This window comes from Salinicoccus jeotgali, assembly GCF_055379195.1.
This window is the reverse complement of sequence record NZ_AP043830.1, coordinates 1,495,840-1,511,939: the sequence shown is the minus strand read 5'-3', so window position 1 is coordinate 1,511,939 and position 16,100 is coordinate 1,495,840. Positions and strand designations below refer to the sequence as shown.

General features: G+C 41.5%; 16 protein-coding genes and 8 tRNA genes. 18 read left to right on the top strand and 6 right to left on the bottom strand.

What is annotated here, in order from left to right; translation table 11 throughout:
- The first annotated feature begins 279 nt into the window (after positions 1–279).
- The 8 genes from ACZ43I_RS07605 to ACZ43I_RS07570 all read left to right on the top strand — a co-directional run bounded on the left by ACZ43I_RS07605 (position 280) and on the right by ACZ43I_RS07570 (position 1,008).
- A tRNA-Met gene (locus tag ACZ43I_RS07605) sits at positions 280–353 on the top strand.
- Between the two features lie 23 nt (positions 354–376).
- Positions 377–452: transfer RNA gene (locus tag ACZ43I_RS07600), tRNA-Asp, on the top strand.
- Between the two features lie 33 nt (positions 453–485).
- Positions 486–558 (top strand) — tRNA-Phe (locus ACZ43I_RS07595).
- A gap of 13 nt (positions 559–571) precedes the next feature.
- Positions 572–647 (top strand) — tRNA-His (locus ACZ43I_RS07590).
- Positions 648–656: 9 nt separating this feature from the next.
- A tRNA-Gly gene (locus tag ACZ43I_RS07585) sits at positions 657–730 on the top strand.
- A gap of 6 nt (positions 731–736) precedes the next feature.
- Positions 737–811: transfer RNA gene (locus ACZ43I_RS07580), tRNA-Asn, on the top strand.
- 1 nt (position 812) lies between these two features.
- A tRNA-Glu gene (locus tag ACZ43I_RS07575) sits at positions 813–884 on the top strand.
- 36 nt (positions 885–920) lie between these two features.
- Positions 921–1,008 (top strand) — tRNA-Ser (locus tag ACZ43I_RS07570).
- Positions 1,009–1,639: 631 nt separating this feature from the next.
- Here the strand turns inward: ACZ43I_RS07570 and ACZ43I_RS07565 are convergent.
- Positions 1,640–2,380, bottom strand: coding sequence for a hypothetical protein (locus ACZ43I_RS07565; protein ID WP_344702376.1), 741 nt, complete (start codon positions 2,378–2,380; stop codon positions 1,640–1,642).
- A 255-nt stretch (positions 2,381–2,635) separates the two neighbouring features.
- Positions 2,636–2,875, bottom strand: a complete 240-nt coding sequence (locus ACZ43I_RS07560) for a hypothetical protein (RefSeq protein WP_344702378.1) — start codon at positions 2,873–2,875, stop codon at positions 2,636–2,638.
- 153 nt (positions 2,876–3,028) lie between these two features.
- Here ACZ43I_RS07560 and ACZ43I_RS07555 point away from each other — a divergent pair, with 153 nt between their 5' ends.
- Positions 3,029–3,634, top strand: coding sequence for a DedA family protein (locus ACZ43I_RS07555; RefSeq protein WP_344702380.1), 606 nt, complete (start codon positions 3,029–3,031; stop codon positions 3,632–3,634).
- Between the two features lie 40 nt (positions 3,635–3,674).
- On the opposite strand, the gene ACZ43I_RS07550 is transcribed toward ACZ43I_RS07555, so the two are convergent.
- Both ACZ43I_RS07550 and ACZ43I_RS07545 read right to left on the bottom strand, forming a co-directional pair.
- Positions 3,675–4,121 (bottom strand): ImmA/IrrE family metallo-endopeptidase, encoded by a 447-nt coding sequence (locus ACZ43I_RS07550; RefSeq protein ID WP_344702382.1) that lies wholly within the window; start codon positions 4,119–4,121, stop codon positions 3,675–3,677.
- Positions 4,122–4,315: 194 nt separating this feature from the next.
- Positions 4,316–4,666, bottom strand: a complete 351-nt coding sequence (locus ACZ43I_RS07545; RefSeq protein ID WP_344702384.1) for a helix-turn-helix domain-containing protein — start codon at positions 4,664–4,666, stop codon at positions 4,316–4,318.
- Positions 4,667–5,025: 359 nt separating this feature from the next.
- Between ACZ43I_RS07545 and ACZ43I_RS07540 the strand changes: the two genes are divergently transcribed.
- The 6 genes from ACZ43I_RS07540 (at position 5,026) to ACZ43I_RS07515 (ending at position 8,486) form a co-directional block, all read left to right on the top strand.
- A complete protein-coding gene (locus ACZ43I_RS07540) occupies positions 5,026–5,955 on the top strand; it encodes a DnaD domain-containing protein (RefSeq protein WP_464761403.1) in 930 nt (309 codons plus the stop codon).
- Between the two features lie 201 nt (positions 5,956–6,156).
- Positions 6,157–6,576: a sigma factor-like helix-turn-helix DNA-binding protein gene (locus tag ACZ43I_RS07535; protein WP_344702388.1), complete on the top strand. Its 420-nt coding sequence runs from the start codon at positions 6,157–6,159 to the stop codon at positions 6,574–6,576.
- Positions 6,577–6,822: 246 nt separating this feature from the next.
- Positions 6,823–6,954, top strand: a complete 132-nt coding sequence (locus tag ACZ43I_RS07530; protein WP_344702390.1) for a hypothetical protein — start codon at positions 6,823–6,825, stop codon at positions 6,952–6,954.
- A gap of 12 nt (positions 6,955–6,966) precedes the next feature.
- Positions 6,967–7,224 (top strand): hemolysin XhlA family protein, encoded by a 258-nt coding sequence (locus ACZ43I_RS07525; protein WP_344702392.1) that lies wholly within the window; start codon positions 6,967–6,969, stop codon positions 7,222–7,224.
- 19 nt (positions 7,225–7,243) lie between these two features.
- Positions 7,244–7,525 (top strand): holin, encoded by a 282-nt coding sequence (locus ACZ43I_RS07520; protein ID WP_344702394.1) that lies wholly within the window; start codon positions 7,244–7,246, stop codon positions 7,523–7,525.
- Positions 7,526–7,574: 49 nt separating this feature from the next.
- Positions 7,575–8,486 carry an N-acetylmuramoyl-L-alanine amidase gene (locus ACZ43I_RS07515; RefSeq protein WP_344702396.1) on the top strand — a complete coding sequence of 304 codons (912 nt, stop codon included), beginning with the start codon at positions 7,575–7,577 and terminating at the stop codon, positions 8,484–8,486.
- A gap of 187 nt (positions 8,487–8,673) precedes the next feature.
- Here the strand turns inward: ACZ43I_RS07515 and ACZ43I_RS07510 are convergent, their stop codons facing one another.
- Positions 8,674–9,462 carry an Ltp family lipoprotein gene (locus ACZ43I_RS07510; protein ID WP_344702398.1) on the bottom strand — a complete coding sequence of 263 codons (789 nt, stop codon included), beginning with the start codon at positions 9,460–9,462 and terminating at the stop codon, positions 8,674–8,676.
- Positions 9,463–10,074: 612 nt separating this feature from the next.
- Positions 10,075–11,265, bottom strand: coding sequence for an amidohydrolase (locus ACZ43I_RS07505; protein WP_344702400.1), 1,191 nt, complete (start codon positions 11,263–11,265; stop codon positions 10,075–10,077).
- A gap of 467 nt (positions 11,266–11,732) precedes the next feature.
- Between ACZ43I_RS07505 and fadX the strand changes: the two genes are divergently transcribed.
- The 3 genes from fadX to fadE are packed head-to-tail and all read left to right on the top strand — an operon-like array spanning position 11,733 to position 16,092.
- Positions 11,733–13,295: a fatty acid degradation protein FadX gene (fadX, locus tag ACZ43I_RS07500; protein ID WP_344702402.1), complete on the top strand. Its 1,563-nt coding sequence runs from the start codon at positions 11,733–11,735 to the stop codon at positions 13,293–13,295.
- 24 nt (positions 13,296–13,319) lie between these two features.
- Positions 13,320–14,834 carry a long-chain-fatty-acid--CoA ligase FadD gene (gene fadD, locus ACZ43I_RS07495; RefSeq protein ID WP_344702404.1) on the top strand — a complete coding sequence of 505 codons (1,515 nt, stop codon included), beginning with the start codon at positions 13,320–13,322 and terminating at the stop codon, positions 14,832–14,834.
- A gap of 52 nt (positions 14,835–14,886) precedes the next feature.
- Positions 14,887–16,092, top strand: a complete 1,206-nt coding sequence (gene fadE / locus ACZ43I_RS07490; protein ID WP_425568355.1) for an acyl-CoA dehydrogenase FadE — start codon at positions 14,887–14,889, stop codon at positions 16,090–16,092.
- Positions 16,093–16,100: the final 8 nt, after the last annotated feature.

The following is a 16,100-nucleotide window of genomic DNA, read 5'->3' as shown; positions in this document are numbered from 1 at the left end:
TGAAAACGTTGATAAGAGTTAGATGGCAAGGGTGTGAAATATTTAATACCAAGTTCTGTTTGACAATAATATCAAGGAGTTGATATAAAGCGAATGTATATCTAAATTTTTTTCATTTACAGCCTCTATATTAAAGAAAAATGATAGAAAAGTTGATAGGGGGAGAGAATTGAGGATTAAAGTGTAAATTTTACTCAAGTAAATTGATGAAATAACTTGAAAATAAAACAGAAAACCTTTAGTATATATATCAGGCGTTAAAAAACGTAATAATATTATCGCGGGATGGAGCAGTTCGGTAGCTCGTCGGGCTCATAACCCGGAGGTCGGTGGTTCAAATCCACCTCCCGCAATTTTTTTCTGTCTACATATAAAAGGTCCCGTGGTGTAGCGGTTAACATGCCTGCCTGTCACGCAGGAGATCGCGGGTTCAATTCCCGTCGGGACCGCCATTTTTTTGATTATATACAACTTAAATAGAGCAAGGTTCAGTAGCTCAGTCGGTAGAGCATGTGATTGAAGCTCACAGTGTCGGCGGTTCGATTCCGTCCTGAACCATCTTTAAATAATGGCGGTTGTGGTGAAGTGGTTAACACACCGGATTGTGGTTCCGGCATGCGTGGGTTCGAAACCCATCAGCCGCCCCATTTTTTAAAGCGGGTGTAGTTAAATGGTATAACCTCAGCCTTCCAAGCTGATGTTGTCGGTTCGATTCCGATCACCCGCTCCAATTTATTCCACAGTAGCTCAGTGGTAGAGCTATCGGCTGTTAACCGATCGGTCGTAGGTTCGAATCCTACCTGTGGAGCCATGGCCCGTTGGTCAAGCGGTTAAGACACCGCCCTTTCACGGCGGTAACACGGGTTCGAGTCCCGTACGGGTCATACTGAAGTGAGAACTCTCACTTCTTTTTAAATCTTGGACAGTTGGCCGAGTGGCTTAAGGCGCACGCCTGGAACGCGTGTATACGGTAACCCCGTATCGAGGGTTCGAATCCCTCACTGTCCGTTAAAACTTATTGATATAGCAACGTTTAAGGCGGACACGTTTTCAATACGTGTCCACTTTTTATTTTCTTCTATAAATTTTTCTTCATCATGTTTCCCTGAGCTGGTCTATGTTCATCGAGCGAATGGCTCTAAGTATAGTATTATGCTTCTTTATTCAGCAGAAGGGCTCAAGGTACAATTAAACTGTGAGATTAGATGTATCGACAACCATATCAGTCCTGTCACTGTACTCAAAAATTATGAGCTGGCCTCAACCTCATTTATGTACATCTGCAAAATATTATTCTACTTAGTATATTTTCTATGATTTTATGCCTTTTCTGTATTTGTTGCCGTTAGATTTAATAGAGGTAATGAGATGAGAAATTTATACTCTAATAGAATAACTTTGACTATAAAGAGATTAGTCATACCTGTCTAATAGGCTACTCATGCTATAAGACAAATTATACATAGATTATTCCGCGAAATGGATATTCAATTATACGTGGCATTATTCAACTTCTAGGTACAGTTAAAAGATTGCAAGGAGTCAGTCCCTATATTGCTTGGTTTAAACAAACAGAGTACTCGAAATGCGCCGTGTTGATCTAGACCATAGTAAAAGCCACTCATGAAGTGGCTTAATCTTATTCTTTCATTATTTCAATACGTTGTTTGTATTCTTCAGACACTATATCGTAATTCTCATCACTCAAACTCGGGATAATAATATCTACCCATTCAATATCGTCCGCATCACTATTTCGCAGTAAAAAAGTTACGTCTCCTGTCGACTTAACAGCACCTAGCATTTCAGACTGTAAACCACTGTCCATTAACCACTCGCTTTCTATTTGTTCGCCCGTGCTTGTAATAAGTGTTGTCTGGTTAAGATAAAAATCTCTTGGATCCTCCACAGTATTTTCGACTGTGTACTCGATAGTTATCATTTGTACTTCGTCTCCGAGTGAGTAACCTTCATCTTCAAAATACCATGCTGTATCTTCATCTAATTCCATGCCAAACACAACAGCGGAATTACGTGTAACAATTAGGCTACCTATTTCTTCAGTAACTTCTTCATCATTATATCCGTATATTTCTGTCAACCCATCCTCGCCGGCAAGTTCTTCGTTTGCCTCTGCAAGTGAATTTGGTTCCTCAACTTCATCAACCACTTCATCAACCTCGTCTTCAACTTCAGCAGCTTCTTCAGTAGTCTCTTCCCCAGTTGTTTCCTCAGTGACCTCTTCAGTTGGTTCGGATTTCTCAGTTTGTTCTTCTGTCGTTTCTTCAGCTACAGTTTCTTCTGACTGCTCTTCATCGGTCCCACAAGCACCAAGTAATAGTGCAGTGGCAAAGCCGCCAGTTAATAGATACTTTTTCATGATATGTAACCTCCTAGATTAAATTACATTTATTGTAACATAGGTTGCTTGTTGGCTAAGTTAGATTTCATTCATATTTTTTTATAAAGTTTAAATATCAATTTTATTTTAATTTAAGCATCGTTCGCTCAAACATATATTACTTATGCAACTCAAATATCAAATTCGAAAACTTAAAGATTCAACTAAATAGTGTATATGGAATTAAAAACACAGGCACACCCATTTAGGGTGTGCCTGTGTTTTGCAGTGTGTTTATCTGTATTGATTGGATGGGTTTTCGCCTTTTTCCAACTCTGCCTGATCTTCTACATCAGGGGCTCTACCTTGTGTTTCAACATGTTTAGCAAGATCTTTTGATTTCTCATCTCTATAATCACTTTGTTTGGCTTGGGCTTTTTCCTTCATCTGTTCTTTCTGTCTTTTGCCTTCTTCTGCCTTCTGCTCTGCTACTTCTTTCATCTGTTCCTGTTGGTTCTTATTTTCTTCTGACATGATCAAACACTCCTTTGTCTGTTCATTTAATTATTATTACCATATTATCCATGCTGTTAAACAATTACAGCATAATGAAATCAAATACGGGTAATTGAAAAGGACATTAAATGTATAATCCATCCATAATTTGGGTGCGATGGGGAGGATAAAATGGAAAGTCTGCTTACCTATATCATAAATAGTTTCGGTTATCTCGGCATCGCCTTTTTGATGGCTTTAGAAAATGTTTTTCCACCCATTCCTTCCGAAGTGGTGCTGAGTTTCAGCGGTTTCATGACGACCCAGTCAAACTTGAGCGTAGCTGGTGCTGCCATTTCAGCGACCATCGGTTCCGTCGGTGGTGCTACTGCATTGTATTACTTCGGAATATCTCAAGGCCAGAAGCGGATGGAAAAGGCTGTCGACAAGTGGGGGCATATCTTCCGTCTGGATCAGGAAGACCTCCGTAAATACAATGACTGGTTTAGTAAATATGAAATAGGGGCGGTCCTCGTAAGCCGCTTCATTCCCTTGATGCGCAGCATCATTTCGATTCCTGCAGGGATGGCGCGCATGAATATTCTGCTGTTTCTTGCGTTGACCACATTGGGTACTCTAATTTGGAATACGGTCCTTGTGTACTTAGGTGCTTCGGCCAGTGGCTCGTGGCAGACAATTGTCGAGTATATGGATATCTACTCAAAGATCATTTATGCCATTCTTATTGCAGTGGTGATTATCTTTATTTTTATATTAATAATAAGAAAAAAGAAATGATGATTTTATCACTTACTCGCCCATAATAATTTTAAACCTCCTAGTCAAAGGTATTCGCACGCGTATATTCTATCAGCATTTCCATGCGCAGCATGGCCAAATCGATTGGGACTTCAAAATAATTAGCAATATCTTGCGCTTCATATAATTTATGACGCATAATCAGCTTTTCCGGCATCATCAACAGCAATGCGAATTTCTCTGCTTCAGCCTCCTGCTTATAGTTGAAGGCATGAGGCATTACCTGCTGATTGGTGCAGTGGAGGAACATATGCCCAACTTCATGGCAAAACGACTGCCACATCTCGAAGGGGTCGCCAACCTTAATGGCGATGATATCTACCCCCTGCTTATTGTAGTAAAAACTTGTATGATCGTTATACATGATGTGTGCAGAGAACATAAAAGATAGGTGAGGGATGTTCAAGTCCAGGCTATCTGTAACGCAAGTATCAACCAGCTCGTTGACGACTTTTTCAATTCTCATAAAATCCCCCTTAAGGAACGTATGTTCGATTTTGACTTTAAAAAATATCTGACCACCTAAAACCCTTGTGGTCAGTTGAGCATTGTTTTAAATGCTGAAGTAGATTAAAAGCACTTTCTAGCGAAGACTAATCGTTATAATTCACTTAGAAAGCATTGCTTCTACTCATATTCACAGCTGCCTATGGCAGCAAGTTATTTCCCCTTGTTCTTCTTCTCAATCCAGAACTCCAACTGATCATTCAACAATTCCCTTAACTCCTGCTTGTCAGCTTCTGAAAGATTATCAAATCCCTCTTTATCAGAAAACATCAAAACATCTGTTTCATCGAAGAGATTCTCTTTTTCCTCCCTATCATTTCCCAGCAGGTAGTCGGTGGACACATCATGTAGTTTAGCTATTTTTACAAGCATTTCACTGTCGGGCTTTCGATGGCCATATTCATAGCTCGAATAAGTGCTGGTAGCTATGCTTAATCTACGGGCACTCTCGGCCTTAGTCCATCCTTTCTTTTCCCTCAGATGTATCAGACGGTCTTTATTCATGGCACTCCCCGCTTTCATAGATGTTGCTCACATGATAAGTATATGTCATTTACTCTAATAGAGAAAGTTATTTATACATAATGAGTAAATTATTTATTGACTTACTCATAAGGAGTATTATAATGAAAGTTAGCAGGATGCTTATTTTAATGGTCAAAAGTATATTTATTGTATTCGAAGCCATAGCAAGCAAATAAAATTTTTTGATTTAAATTTACTCACTAAGAGTAACTTATCAGCAGCTTACCTTAAACTAAATCGAAACGGAATATGCAGTTGTTTCTGGAAAGAAGTCACCGATGAACTGGTTGCTGAATAGATAACTGAAGAAATGAAGTAAGAAGAGTGGGGATGATTGCATGACTGGTTGGATCAGTCTACACCGGAGTATAGAGGATCATTGGCTTTTCCAGGAAAAACGAAAATTTTCTAAGTTTGAGGTTTGGGTGGATTTACTGCTGATGGTCAATCATAAAGACAACAAAGTGGTGTGTGATAATGAATTGATTCGAGTCAAGAGAGGACAAAGGATTACCAGTATACGCCAGCTTGGAGAACGTTGGGGCTGGTCGAGAACAAAGGTTGATGGCTTCCTGAAATTATTGGAGAGCGATGGGATGATACTTACAGAAAAGGACACCAAAAAGACGCTACTGACTGTCGTTAATTATGACGTCTATCAAAATGGAGATATACAGAAAAGACACAGGAAAGCATCTGAAAAGATACAAGAGGGACACACTGAGTGCGCACAAGTGACAGAAAGAAGCACAAACAATAATGACGATAAGGTGAATAACGAATTAATAATGAACAACAATGATGATAAGCAATATACATCCAAAGTCTACGAGGAACGGATTGGGAAGATATATCAAGCATATGAGTATTTCGGTTTCGGGGTAGTGGCTGCTGCTTTAAATGCACAAGTGGATGAATGGTTAAAAAGACATTCTCCAGAAATCATTATCGAAGCCATGAAAGAAACGTATGATGCAGGCAAAAAGCATCACAGCTATATCAACGGTATTTTATCCCGTTGGCAGGCTGATGGCTTGGATACTATAGAAAAAGTCAAAGCGGACAGACAACGGTTTGAACGTGCCAACCTAAAGCGCACGAAGCCTTCTTACCAACAGAGGCAGCGTGAGCGAATGGGTGAGGTTGCACCATCCTGGTTGAATGATGAAAACAGATCAAAATCGGAGGGAGCACCAGAATCAATCAAGACAGCTGGTGAGGATCCTGAAATTCAGAAGATGATTGCGGAATTCAGAAGCGACGGATAGGCGAGATGTTAAAAGAGCATATGTGCAATAACAAGAACTGCTTATAAAAGAAGTGTTTAGCCATTACAAAACTTGCTCGTATTTAATAATGGAACGATATATAGAAGAGATGCAGAATGTACAACTCAATCTGCAGAACGAGCGGGGGTGTCTCGTTTACTTAAACACTAATCAAATTTTAAAATGGGGTGTAGCTGAATTATGAAATATGAAACTGAAACATACTCAACAGAAAAGATTATGGATATGATCAATAGTTATCCGTACTATATCTCGAAAATAAAAGAATTGCGCGCGCAATATAAGTCAGACGTGGGTGGTGGTGCGACTGCCCAGTATGGTATCGAATCCGCCATGCCAAAAGCACAGGGTACCACCAGTGACCCGGTACACAATGAAGTTGAAAGACGGTTGAGGATGGATGCTGAACTATCCCGTCTTGAAGCGAAAGCACGATATATCCAGAATAGGTGGAGCCGTATTACAGACGAACGTATGGCGCTAGTCTTCAATCTAAGACTCGATGGCATGACGTACCAAAGCATCGCAGAAGAAGTTGGGGTGTCAACGACACGCGTCTACCAGATCATGAAGGATGCATGTTTGTTGATGAAGGACTGAAAAAGTTGAAAATGATGAAATTGTTATAAAAATGATGAGGATGTAGGGGGGACTACTGTAGAATTAAGGGTGGATAGAGAAGATGAAATGCTTGGCCGCACAACTTTTCTTCATTGACCTCGTTCTAAATACAGATACTGTGAAGACACTCATATGAGTGTCTTTCTTGTTTGTCGCCAAACATTAACGATCTTGAGTAGAACAATACACAAAAAGTAGGGGGCGTGAAGCGGTGAGGAGAAAAGTTTGAGGGCCAAGCTAGCTCTGATGATCTATCTGCATTACTGGAAAGAGCATTTTAAAGATATGGGTCTGCTGAGAAGCGGCCTCTTTTTTATGGAAAAAGGGGGTGGTCAATATGCGCTTGAATATAAGTGAAGGGGTGATTTGATGCCAGTAGATGAAAAAGATATCGCCATTAAGATATTTGACCGCTTGGGACAGATAGATGGCAAACTGAGCGGGCTGGAGCAGATACGGGAGCGTGCGGATGAGGCATATGACAAGTCTAATAAGGCGTTCGATATGTGCCAACATAACGAGAAGAAGGTGAAGGAGCTCAAGCTGACATTGAAATGGGCAGCCGGTTTTGCAGCCGGCATATTGGTGCCGTTCATTATATTTGTGCTTGGGTTCATCTTCATATAATGAGAGGAGATGAAAAACGATGGAAGGAATACTGTTGTTCAGTGGAGTTATAGCAAGCATCACACTTGGCATCGTGGAAGTGTTGAAACGTACCCAAAAGATGAAGAAGAATTTTCTGCCCTTGATCAGCGTAACAATCGGTGCAAGTCTTGGTGCCTTGACCACATTCGTGCCTGAACTGGGTGCTGAATTATCAATGGGTGGCAGGGTGGCCGCAGGGGTGATCAGCGGTCTGATGGCAACAGGTGCATGGGAAGTTGCGAGCAAAAGAGAAGGATTTACAACAGACACTCTGAAATAGGGTGTCTTTTTTATGCCGAATTTTAAAAATAGATTAAGGAGTGGTAAGTATGAGTAAAGTAATTGCATTGGATATTGGACATGGGAACAACACATTCCCACCAGGTAAAGGTGTCTACAAAGATGGAAAAGGCTATGCGGAATTCGATTTTAATAATAAGTTGGGGAAACGTGTAAAGCGTCTGCTTGAACATAACGGTTTTAAAGTCATAATGGCACAGCCATTCGACAGCAAGGATGTATATCTTGTGAATCGCACCAACTACTATGACAGCAAGCGCCCAGATCTTGGAATATCCCTGCATGCGAACGCTGGGACATCAAGTGCAAACGGCCGTTGTGCATTCTATTGGTATACCAGTAGCCAGGGCAAGCAGTTCGCAACCAACATCATCAACAATATGAAAGGGAAGGGTTATAGTGTCCATGGTAATGGACTGCATGCAGCCCAATATAACTCATGGACAAACCTTCACATCATCAGGGAATCCACTACTTTCCCGATGGTCCTGGTCGAGCATGGGTTTATGACGAACAACTTAGATTTTCCATTGATCTTCGGAGATAAACAAGGTCGGTACATTACAGATATGGCGGACTGTGATGTCAAAGCGGTATGTGACTACTTTGGCGTGCCGTTCAAGACACTATCAGATACAGGGGCACCCGCGCCTGAAGAAGAATGGCAGACTAATCAATATGGCACACAATACCTTAAAACAAATGGAACCTTTAAAGTAGGAGGCACGCGGATCATGTCCCGCATTGGCAGTCCATTCCTGTCCGCCCCTGAAGGCGGCTACGCAAATCCAGGATGGTCAACAGAGTACAGTTATCTATTGAGGCAGGATAATCATATCTGGATTGAATACTATGTAAATGGTCAGACAAAATATCTGCCAGTCAAAACATGGAATAGTGTTACTGGTGAGGTCGGCACAGATTGGGGTACGTTTAGTTAATAAAAATGCCTCCCACAGTTGAGGGAGGATACATAATGGAATAAATTTTTGCTCGCTTAAAAACTTTTGAAAGTAGTACAAAATTTTGATAATGCTTACAATGAATCATTTTTTGAAATGTATTATTTATCTCTCGTAAGATATTTATAAAAATTAACAAAAAGAGGGGCACAATGCCCCTTGGAAACTAGTTGTCTAAGTTGTCTATAGCGTATTGGGCTTCTTCCTCTGTGTATTGATCTCCTGCTGCACTTGTTAATTGATTAAATAGTTCACTGTCAGACATCGGCATGATATCTTGATAATTTTGGGCTGATTTTAAAGCGTTCTCTTTATAATCGACATCCAAATTATCTATAGCATATTGAGCTTCTTCTTCAGTATATTTATCGCCGGCTGAGCTTGTTAATTGATCGTATAGACCGGCTTTTGACATTGGCATGACATCTTGGTAGCTTTGCGCTGATTTCAAAGCATTTTCTTTATAATCAGCATCCAGATTATCTATGGCGTATTGGGCTGCGTCTTCTGGATAATCTTCGCCGGCTGAGCTTGTCAATTGATCGTACAAACCAGCTTCTGACATCGGAATAGTGGTATTATATTGTTCTGCGCTTTTTAAAGCATTTTTAAATTCCCGGCTTACATCGTCATTATTTTCTTCTTCTTTCGCATTATCCTCTTCAGGTTCTTCAGATTCTTCAGTTTCGTCTTTAGTGCTGGCTTCTTCTGTGCTTTCATCTGAGGTATTATCCTCAGTTGTTTCTACCGTCTCCGAATCATTATTACTGTTCGAAGTCTCAGTATCTTCTCCATCTCCTTCACTCAATAGAGCGCTACAAGCACCAAATAAAATTATGACACCTATAATGATAAATGCCCATTTCAGGCAACCGCCTTTTTTCTTTGGTTGCTGCATAATAACTCTATTGCCATCCTTGTCAAAAAATTCTTGTTCCTCTTGCTTTTTCGCCAACCTAAACATCCCCTTTTCTGAATTATGTAATATGATGTGTGCACTCAATCTCAATCGATAAAATCACCCCCTTTATATGGCTAAATTTTCAATAGGATGTTATATAACCACTATAATTCATTATTATCTGATCAGTTAGGATGTTGTAATGGTAAAGATTCTAAGTAGATGAAGGAAGTTTACAATTTTTTCACCTCATTTGCTACAGTGGTAAAATCGATAGATTAATTGTTGATTACTGGCTAAAAGTTTATTGGAAGTAAGTAATTCATCTTATGTAAAAACTTTCATTAATATTATAATTACATTGTATCCTAATATTGGTAATAATTGTTGTTACTATTTAATTTTTCCTCTTGAGAAATTTACAGGCTCTTAAATCTAAACATAATACAGAGACCATATAAGATAAAACCATCTCTTCTACTGTTTAATAAAGAGGATAAGAGTTAGCGATTGGGAAAAATTTAATACATTGGCATTCTATTTTAATTTCGAAATCTTTCATCAACTAAGAAACGCCCATTAGATAAATATCTAGTGGGCGTTTCTCTCGTATTTATTGAAGTATGGTTGACGCAAAGGGTGTATATATCTTGCATCTAAGGTTCATCATCCTTTAAGTCTATCCAGGACAATCTCACCAAGCGTTTTTGCACTGATCAATAAAGAGTCTTCGTTTATCAAAAATTTAGGATGATGGTTGGGGTACGGGTCTTCCATGCCTTCAGGTCTGGCACCGATGTTTATGAAAGTGCCTGGTATCTTTTCGAGATAGTAGGAGAAATCTTCCGAGCCGCTGAAAGGTTTGGGATGGGTTATCTCATCAATGTAAGATCCAACGCTCTTTTTGAGGATATCTTCCACAAGTTGTGTTTCCCTGGGGTGATTATATGTGACGGGATAATCATAAAGATAATCGAGCGTGCACTCGACATCGAAAGAGGTTTCGATGCCTCTAGTGATCTTCTTCATTGCTTCGTATGCAGGCTCTTTATTATCTTCGTCCAGGTAGCGGACAGTCCCGCGCAGTACGACTTTATCCTGTATTACATTAAACCCTCCAGGTGCATCGAATGCTGTGATGGATACGACTACTGAATCGTTCGGGTCCATGCGTCGCGACACGATGGTCTGGGCTTCTGTGACGAAGTACGAGCCGGCAACCAGGGCGTCACGGGTCGTATGCGGCATGGCGCCATGACCACCGGAACCTTGGATGGTCAAAGTGAAGTTCGATCTGCCGGCCATTGCGTTGCCGGGAACGAGGGCGATGGTACCGGTATCGAATGCTGGGAAGATATGAATGCCGTAGATTTCGTCCAAATCATCGAGCATCCCTGATTCGACAATGCTTTTTGCGCCGCCAGGCGGGACTTCTTCAGCATGTTGATGAATCAGTTTTATGGTCCCTGGCCATTCTTCCTTGAGTTCAATGAGCGCTTCACCCAAGTGGAGCATATAGGCAGTGTGTACATCATGGCCGCAAGCATGCATCACACCTTCATTTTTGGACTTGAAAGGCACATCTGCTTCTTCCTCTATGGGAAGCGCATCGAAATCAGCGCGCAATCCGATTACCCGACCCGGGCCCTTGCCACTGATTTCAACGATGATGCCGTATCCATTGCCCACGTTGCTTGTAACTTTGACATCCTTATCGTGATAGAAGTCTTCGATGAACTTCGCAGTGTTATGCTCTTCGAATGACAGCTCGGGATTTTCGTGCAGAAATCTTCTGGTTTCAATCATATCCTGCTTTTTATCTTCCAGTTTCCTAAAAAGTTTATCCTTCAAATCCACTATTAATACCCCCTAATATCTTTTGGTGTAAATTCTAGCATTCAAGTGCCTGAAAGGAAATCATTAACACAGCCTGCAAAAATACTTTAGTAATTTTCAGGATATACGTAAGCGGGTCAGAGAGCGGTAAAATTTCAATTAAATATTTTATTGGCCATTTTTTTAATTAAAGGTCAATATTTACTTATTTCATATTTACACTTTTAATTCTATCCTTAAATGTTATACAGATAGACTTGTTATTTTTTCCTTAATTGCTTGTATCATTAGGCTTTAAGATGTTTTTAGTACTAGGTTATAACATCAGATATAAAACTTTATAATGAGAAAATTTAAATATTTCTGAAATGAAAACGTTTACAACTAATTGTCGTAGTGATACATTTAAAATTGTAAGGTCAACATAAACAGGGGGATGTTATATGTTAAAAGTGTTGTTGGAATAAATAATGTCGGGAGAATGGAATATGAAGATTATTTCATACAATGATTTGGAGCATATCGTTAAAACAGGGGATGTCATTTCGATAGCTGCTCTATCAGTGGGTAATCTGCCAGTCGAAATACTTAAAAACTTGGCAGAACAGCATGATGAGAATAAGAAAGTAAATAGTCTTACGTTTGTCGTCTCGAACGACATCAGTGATTTTGATGATGGATTCGATCTGGATTCCTTTGTAACACGGGGGATGGTCAAATGCATCATCACAAGTTTGGTGATAGCATCGCCGTTTACAGTCAAGGCGGTTAAAAATAATGAAATAGAAATGTATTTCCTGCCACAAGGCATCATCGCCACCCAGTATCGCCATCAATCATCGGCTTCACCGGGCATGATCTCTAAAATTGGCTTGAACACAGTTGTTGATCCAAGGTATTCGGGTGGTAGAGCAAATGATGTGACTGGGGAAGATATAGTGTCAGTCATTGATATCAATGGTGATGAATATCTGCACTATGATTTCCCTAAGATTGATATTGCTTTATTAAGGGGGACTTATGCGGATGAGAAGGGCAACATCTACATGACTCATGAATCCCATCTCGGAGAAGGGTATGCTGCAGCTGCTGCAGCACGCAGTAATAACGGCAAGGTAATCGTCCAAGTGAAAGAGATCATCAAGAATGGCAGCTATAATCCAAAGGACGTATTCATACCGGCCGAACTTGTAGACTACGTAGTCGTCAATGAAGACCCCAAATATCATAAGCAAGTGATACAGGATTATTATGATCCTGCTTTGGCAGGGCACCACAGGATTGCAGAGTCTAGACAAAGATTCCCGAAATTCGATGCACGGAAAATAATTCTTAGACGCTCAGCCCAGTTCCTTTCACCGGGAGATGGTGTGAGCATCGGTTATGGAATCAATAACGAGCTCTCCAACCTGCTACGTGAAGAGAAGGTGAGCGAGCTTGTGAATTTGAACATCGATACCGGTATTTTTGGCGGCATGTTCGGCAGCGGCAAGCGTTTCGGCATGAATTATAACTTGGATGCGAGAATACGCCATGACATGACTTGGGATTTCATATTCAATGGTGGTCTCGACATCGCATACTTGAGTTTTGCGGAAATCGACCAACACGGCAATGTCAATGTCTCGGCTTTTGGGGAAAGGCTGAACGGCAGCGGCGGCTTTATAGACATCAGTCAAACTGTCCAGACATTGATCTTTTCAGGCACCATGGTCGTGGGAAGCGAGACAGCGTGCCGCGATAAAACTCTTGAGATAAAAGAGGAGGGGCACACCAGGAAGTTCGTGGACAGCGTCAAAAGCATGGATTTCAATGCAGCTTATTCCAGACAGCTCGGGCAGCAGGTCTACTATGTTACGGAACGTGCGGTCTTTGAGTTGACTGATGCAGGATTGAAAGTCATTGAAATCGCACCAGGGCTTCAATTGGAAAAGGATGTACTTTCTCAGATGGATTTCAAACCGATCATTGCAGAAGATATAAAAGTAATGGATCCGGAAATCTATCAGGAAACATGGGGGAAACTGCAATATTCCATAAAGGGAGAATAATTACAAACAAAGGGGAAGATAGACATGAATTATGATTGGATCAAGACACGGGCGGACTATGATGAAGTGAAACCAGCAATAATAGATCCTCTGAAGGGGACAGAGTGGTCTTATCAGGATATGGACAAACGCGCTGAAAACTTGGCGAATCACCTCAGGGAACAAGGTATTGGCCACGGGGATGTAGTCGGGATATTTGCGCCCAACGATGTAGCAATATTCGACCTGTTATTCGCGACATTCAAGATGGGGGCGGTATTTCTACCGATGAACTGGCGTTTGAGTCCAAAAGAAATACAAAGCGTCATTTCAGATTCTGGCGTCAAACTAATCTTGTATGCAGAAAAGCATAAGGAAAGCCTGACCGGCACTCCTGAAGGTCTACTTCATATGAATATCGATTCAAAAGAATATGATGACATATGCAACCCTGATAACCATCGACCTTTCAAAACCGTCGATGTTGAAAGTGATGAGCTTGCAGCACTAATCTATACAAGCGGCACGACTGGACTCCCTAAAGGAGTGATGTTCACATATGATTCATTCATCAGCAATATCGTGAACACGGCCTTGACCTATAAGATCAATGCCTCGTATAAAACAATCCTTACGACGCCGTTGTTCCACGTCCTCGGGCTGAATGACACCGCACTTCCGGCAATCATGGTAGGGGGTACACTCGTGCTGCACCGCTACTACGATGGGGCACAGTTGAATGATCTGATGGCGGAGCATAAACCAGATTACCTCACATTAATACCGACGATGTACTACGGCATGATTTTTGCGGACAACTTTGATATTAAAAACTTTGAAAATATAAGGTTCCTGATCCAGGGAGGCTCCTCTCCGCTACCAGCTGTCCAGAGACATTTTGAAAGCATGGGCCATACATTGATTAATGGTTATGGTCTGACTGAGGCACCTCTAGCAATGGTCAATACGCCAGAGAATGCCAAAAGAAAACCGATGAGTATCGGTAAGCCGATCATGTATGTCGATATGAAGCTGCTCGATGATGATTGTAATGAAGTTGGAACGAATGAAATAGGGGAACTGGCGATTAAAGGTAAAAACGTAACACCAGGCTATTGGAATAGACCGGAACTGACTGAAAAGTCATTCCACAACGGCTATTTCCTAACTGGAGACCTCGCCCGCAAAGACGAGGATGGCGATATATTCATCGTCAACCGTAAGAAAGAACTAATCATCACCGGTGGTGAAAACGTATTGCCGTCTGAAGTCGAGTCTGTATTATCCGAGCATCCATTAGTGAGGCAATCAATCGTAGTCGGCTTCGATCACCCGAAATATGGTGAATCGGTCTCTGCAGCAGTCGTCTTGACGGAGGATGAAGAAGGTTTTGAAGAGGTCTTGAACGCACATATGAGGGAAAGATTAGCAGGTTATAAAGTTCCGAGGATGTATCTGAAACTGACGGATATCCCGTTGAACTCGACTGCAAAACCGGACAGGATGGCCATCCAGAAACTCATGAACGAAAAAGCACAGGAGAATGGGCTTGTGCACTAGACGATCAACAGCGATTTTGGAAGCGGTATCATAAAATGATGGGGGAAATATAATGGCAACTAAAGATGAACTATTGAAGGAACTATATCCAGAAGATCTACTGAATGTGTCTAAAGAGCTCACTGAAGGAGAGGTGAAGTTTTTAAAGCAACTGAACGACCTGCTTGAGAGTAAATACCGGGATTCCATCAATGACCATTGGATAAATGCAACCATTCCAGAGGGATTCTTTGAAGAGATGGGCAAACTTGACTATTTCAATAATCCTTTGTTGTTTGAAGGTCGGGAAGGCGCCAGGATGGCAAGTCAGATGTTCCAGTTCTTCCTATCCTACACAGTAGCCAGGTTTGATGTATCGTTGGTGACTTTGCTTGGTGTCCATCAAGGACTTGGTCACAATGCCTTCTTGTTTGGAGGGAGTAAAGAGCAGGTTGCGCACTATATTCCAAAACTACAGTCCCATGAACTCAGAACGTGTTTTGCATTGACTGAACCGGAGCACGGATCCGATGTGGCGGGAGGATTGGAGACGACGGCAAAACGTGAGGGTGACAAATGGATTATAAATGGCGCGAAAAAATGGATTGGGGGAGCGAATGTATCAGATGTCATCCCTTTGTTTGCGGTCGATGTTGAAACCGGCAAACCGAAAGGTTTCATCATCCGACCAGAACAGGAAGGTGTCGATATCGACATCATAGAGAATAAAATTGCACTCAGGATCGTACCCAATGCCAACATCCATTTAAAGGATGTCGTAGTGGAAGAGGCAGATCGACTTCAAAATATCAACAGCTTCAAAGACATCGCCAAAATCCTTTATTCGACACGTGCAGGCGTGGCATATATGGCGACTGGCGCAATGGCAGGGGCACTGCGTGCCACACTTGATTATGTGACTAAACGTAAACAGTTCGGCAAGGAAATCAGCAAGTACCAATTGATCCAGGAAAAATTGGCCATGATGCAAGGTAACCTATCGCAGGCAATCACTTTATCTGCACAACTTGCACGTATGCAGGAGAAGGGTGAATACGACGAAGTGGCGACCTCTACTGCGAAGATGATGAACGCGTTACGCCTAAGGGAATCTGTGGCTATGGGCAGAGGCATTACAGGGGGCAATGGTATCCTTGCCGAGTATGATATCGCCAGGTTCTTCTCGGATGCTGAAGCGGTCTTCACATACGAAGGGACCCATGAAATAAATGCATTGGTGATAGGCCGTGCATTGACCGGCGACTCTGCATTCATCTAAAGTCCGTA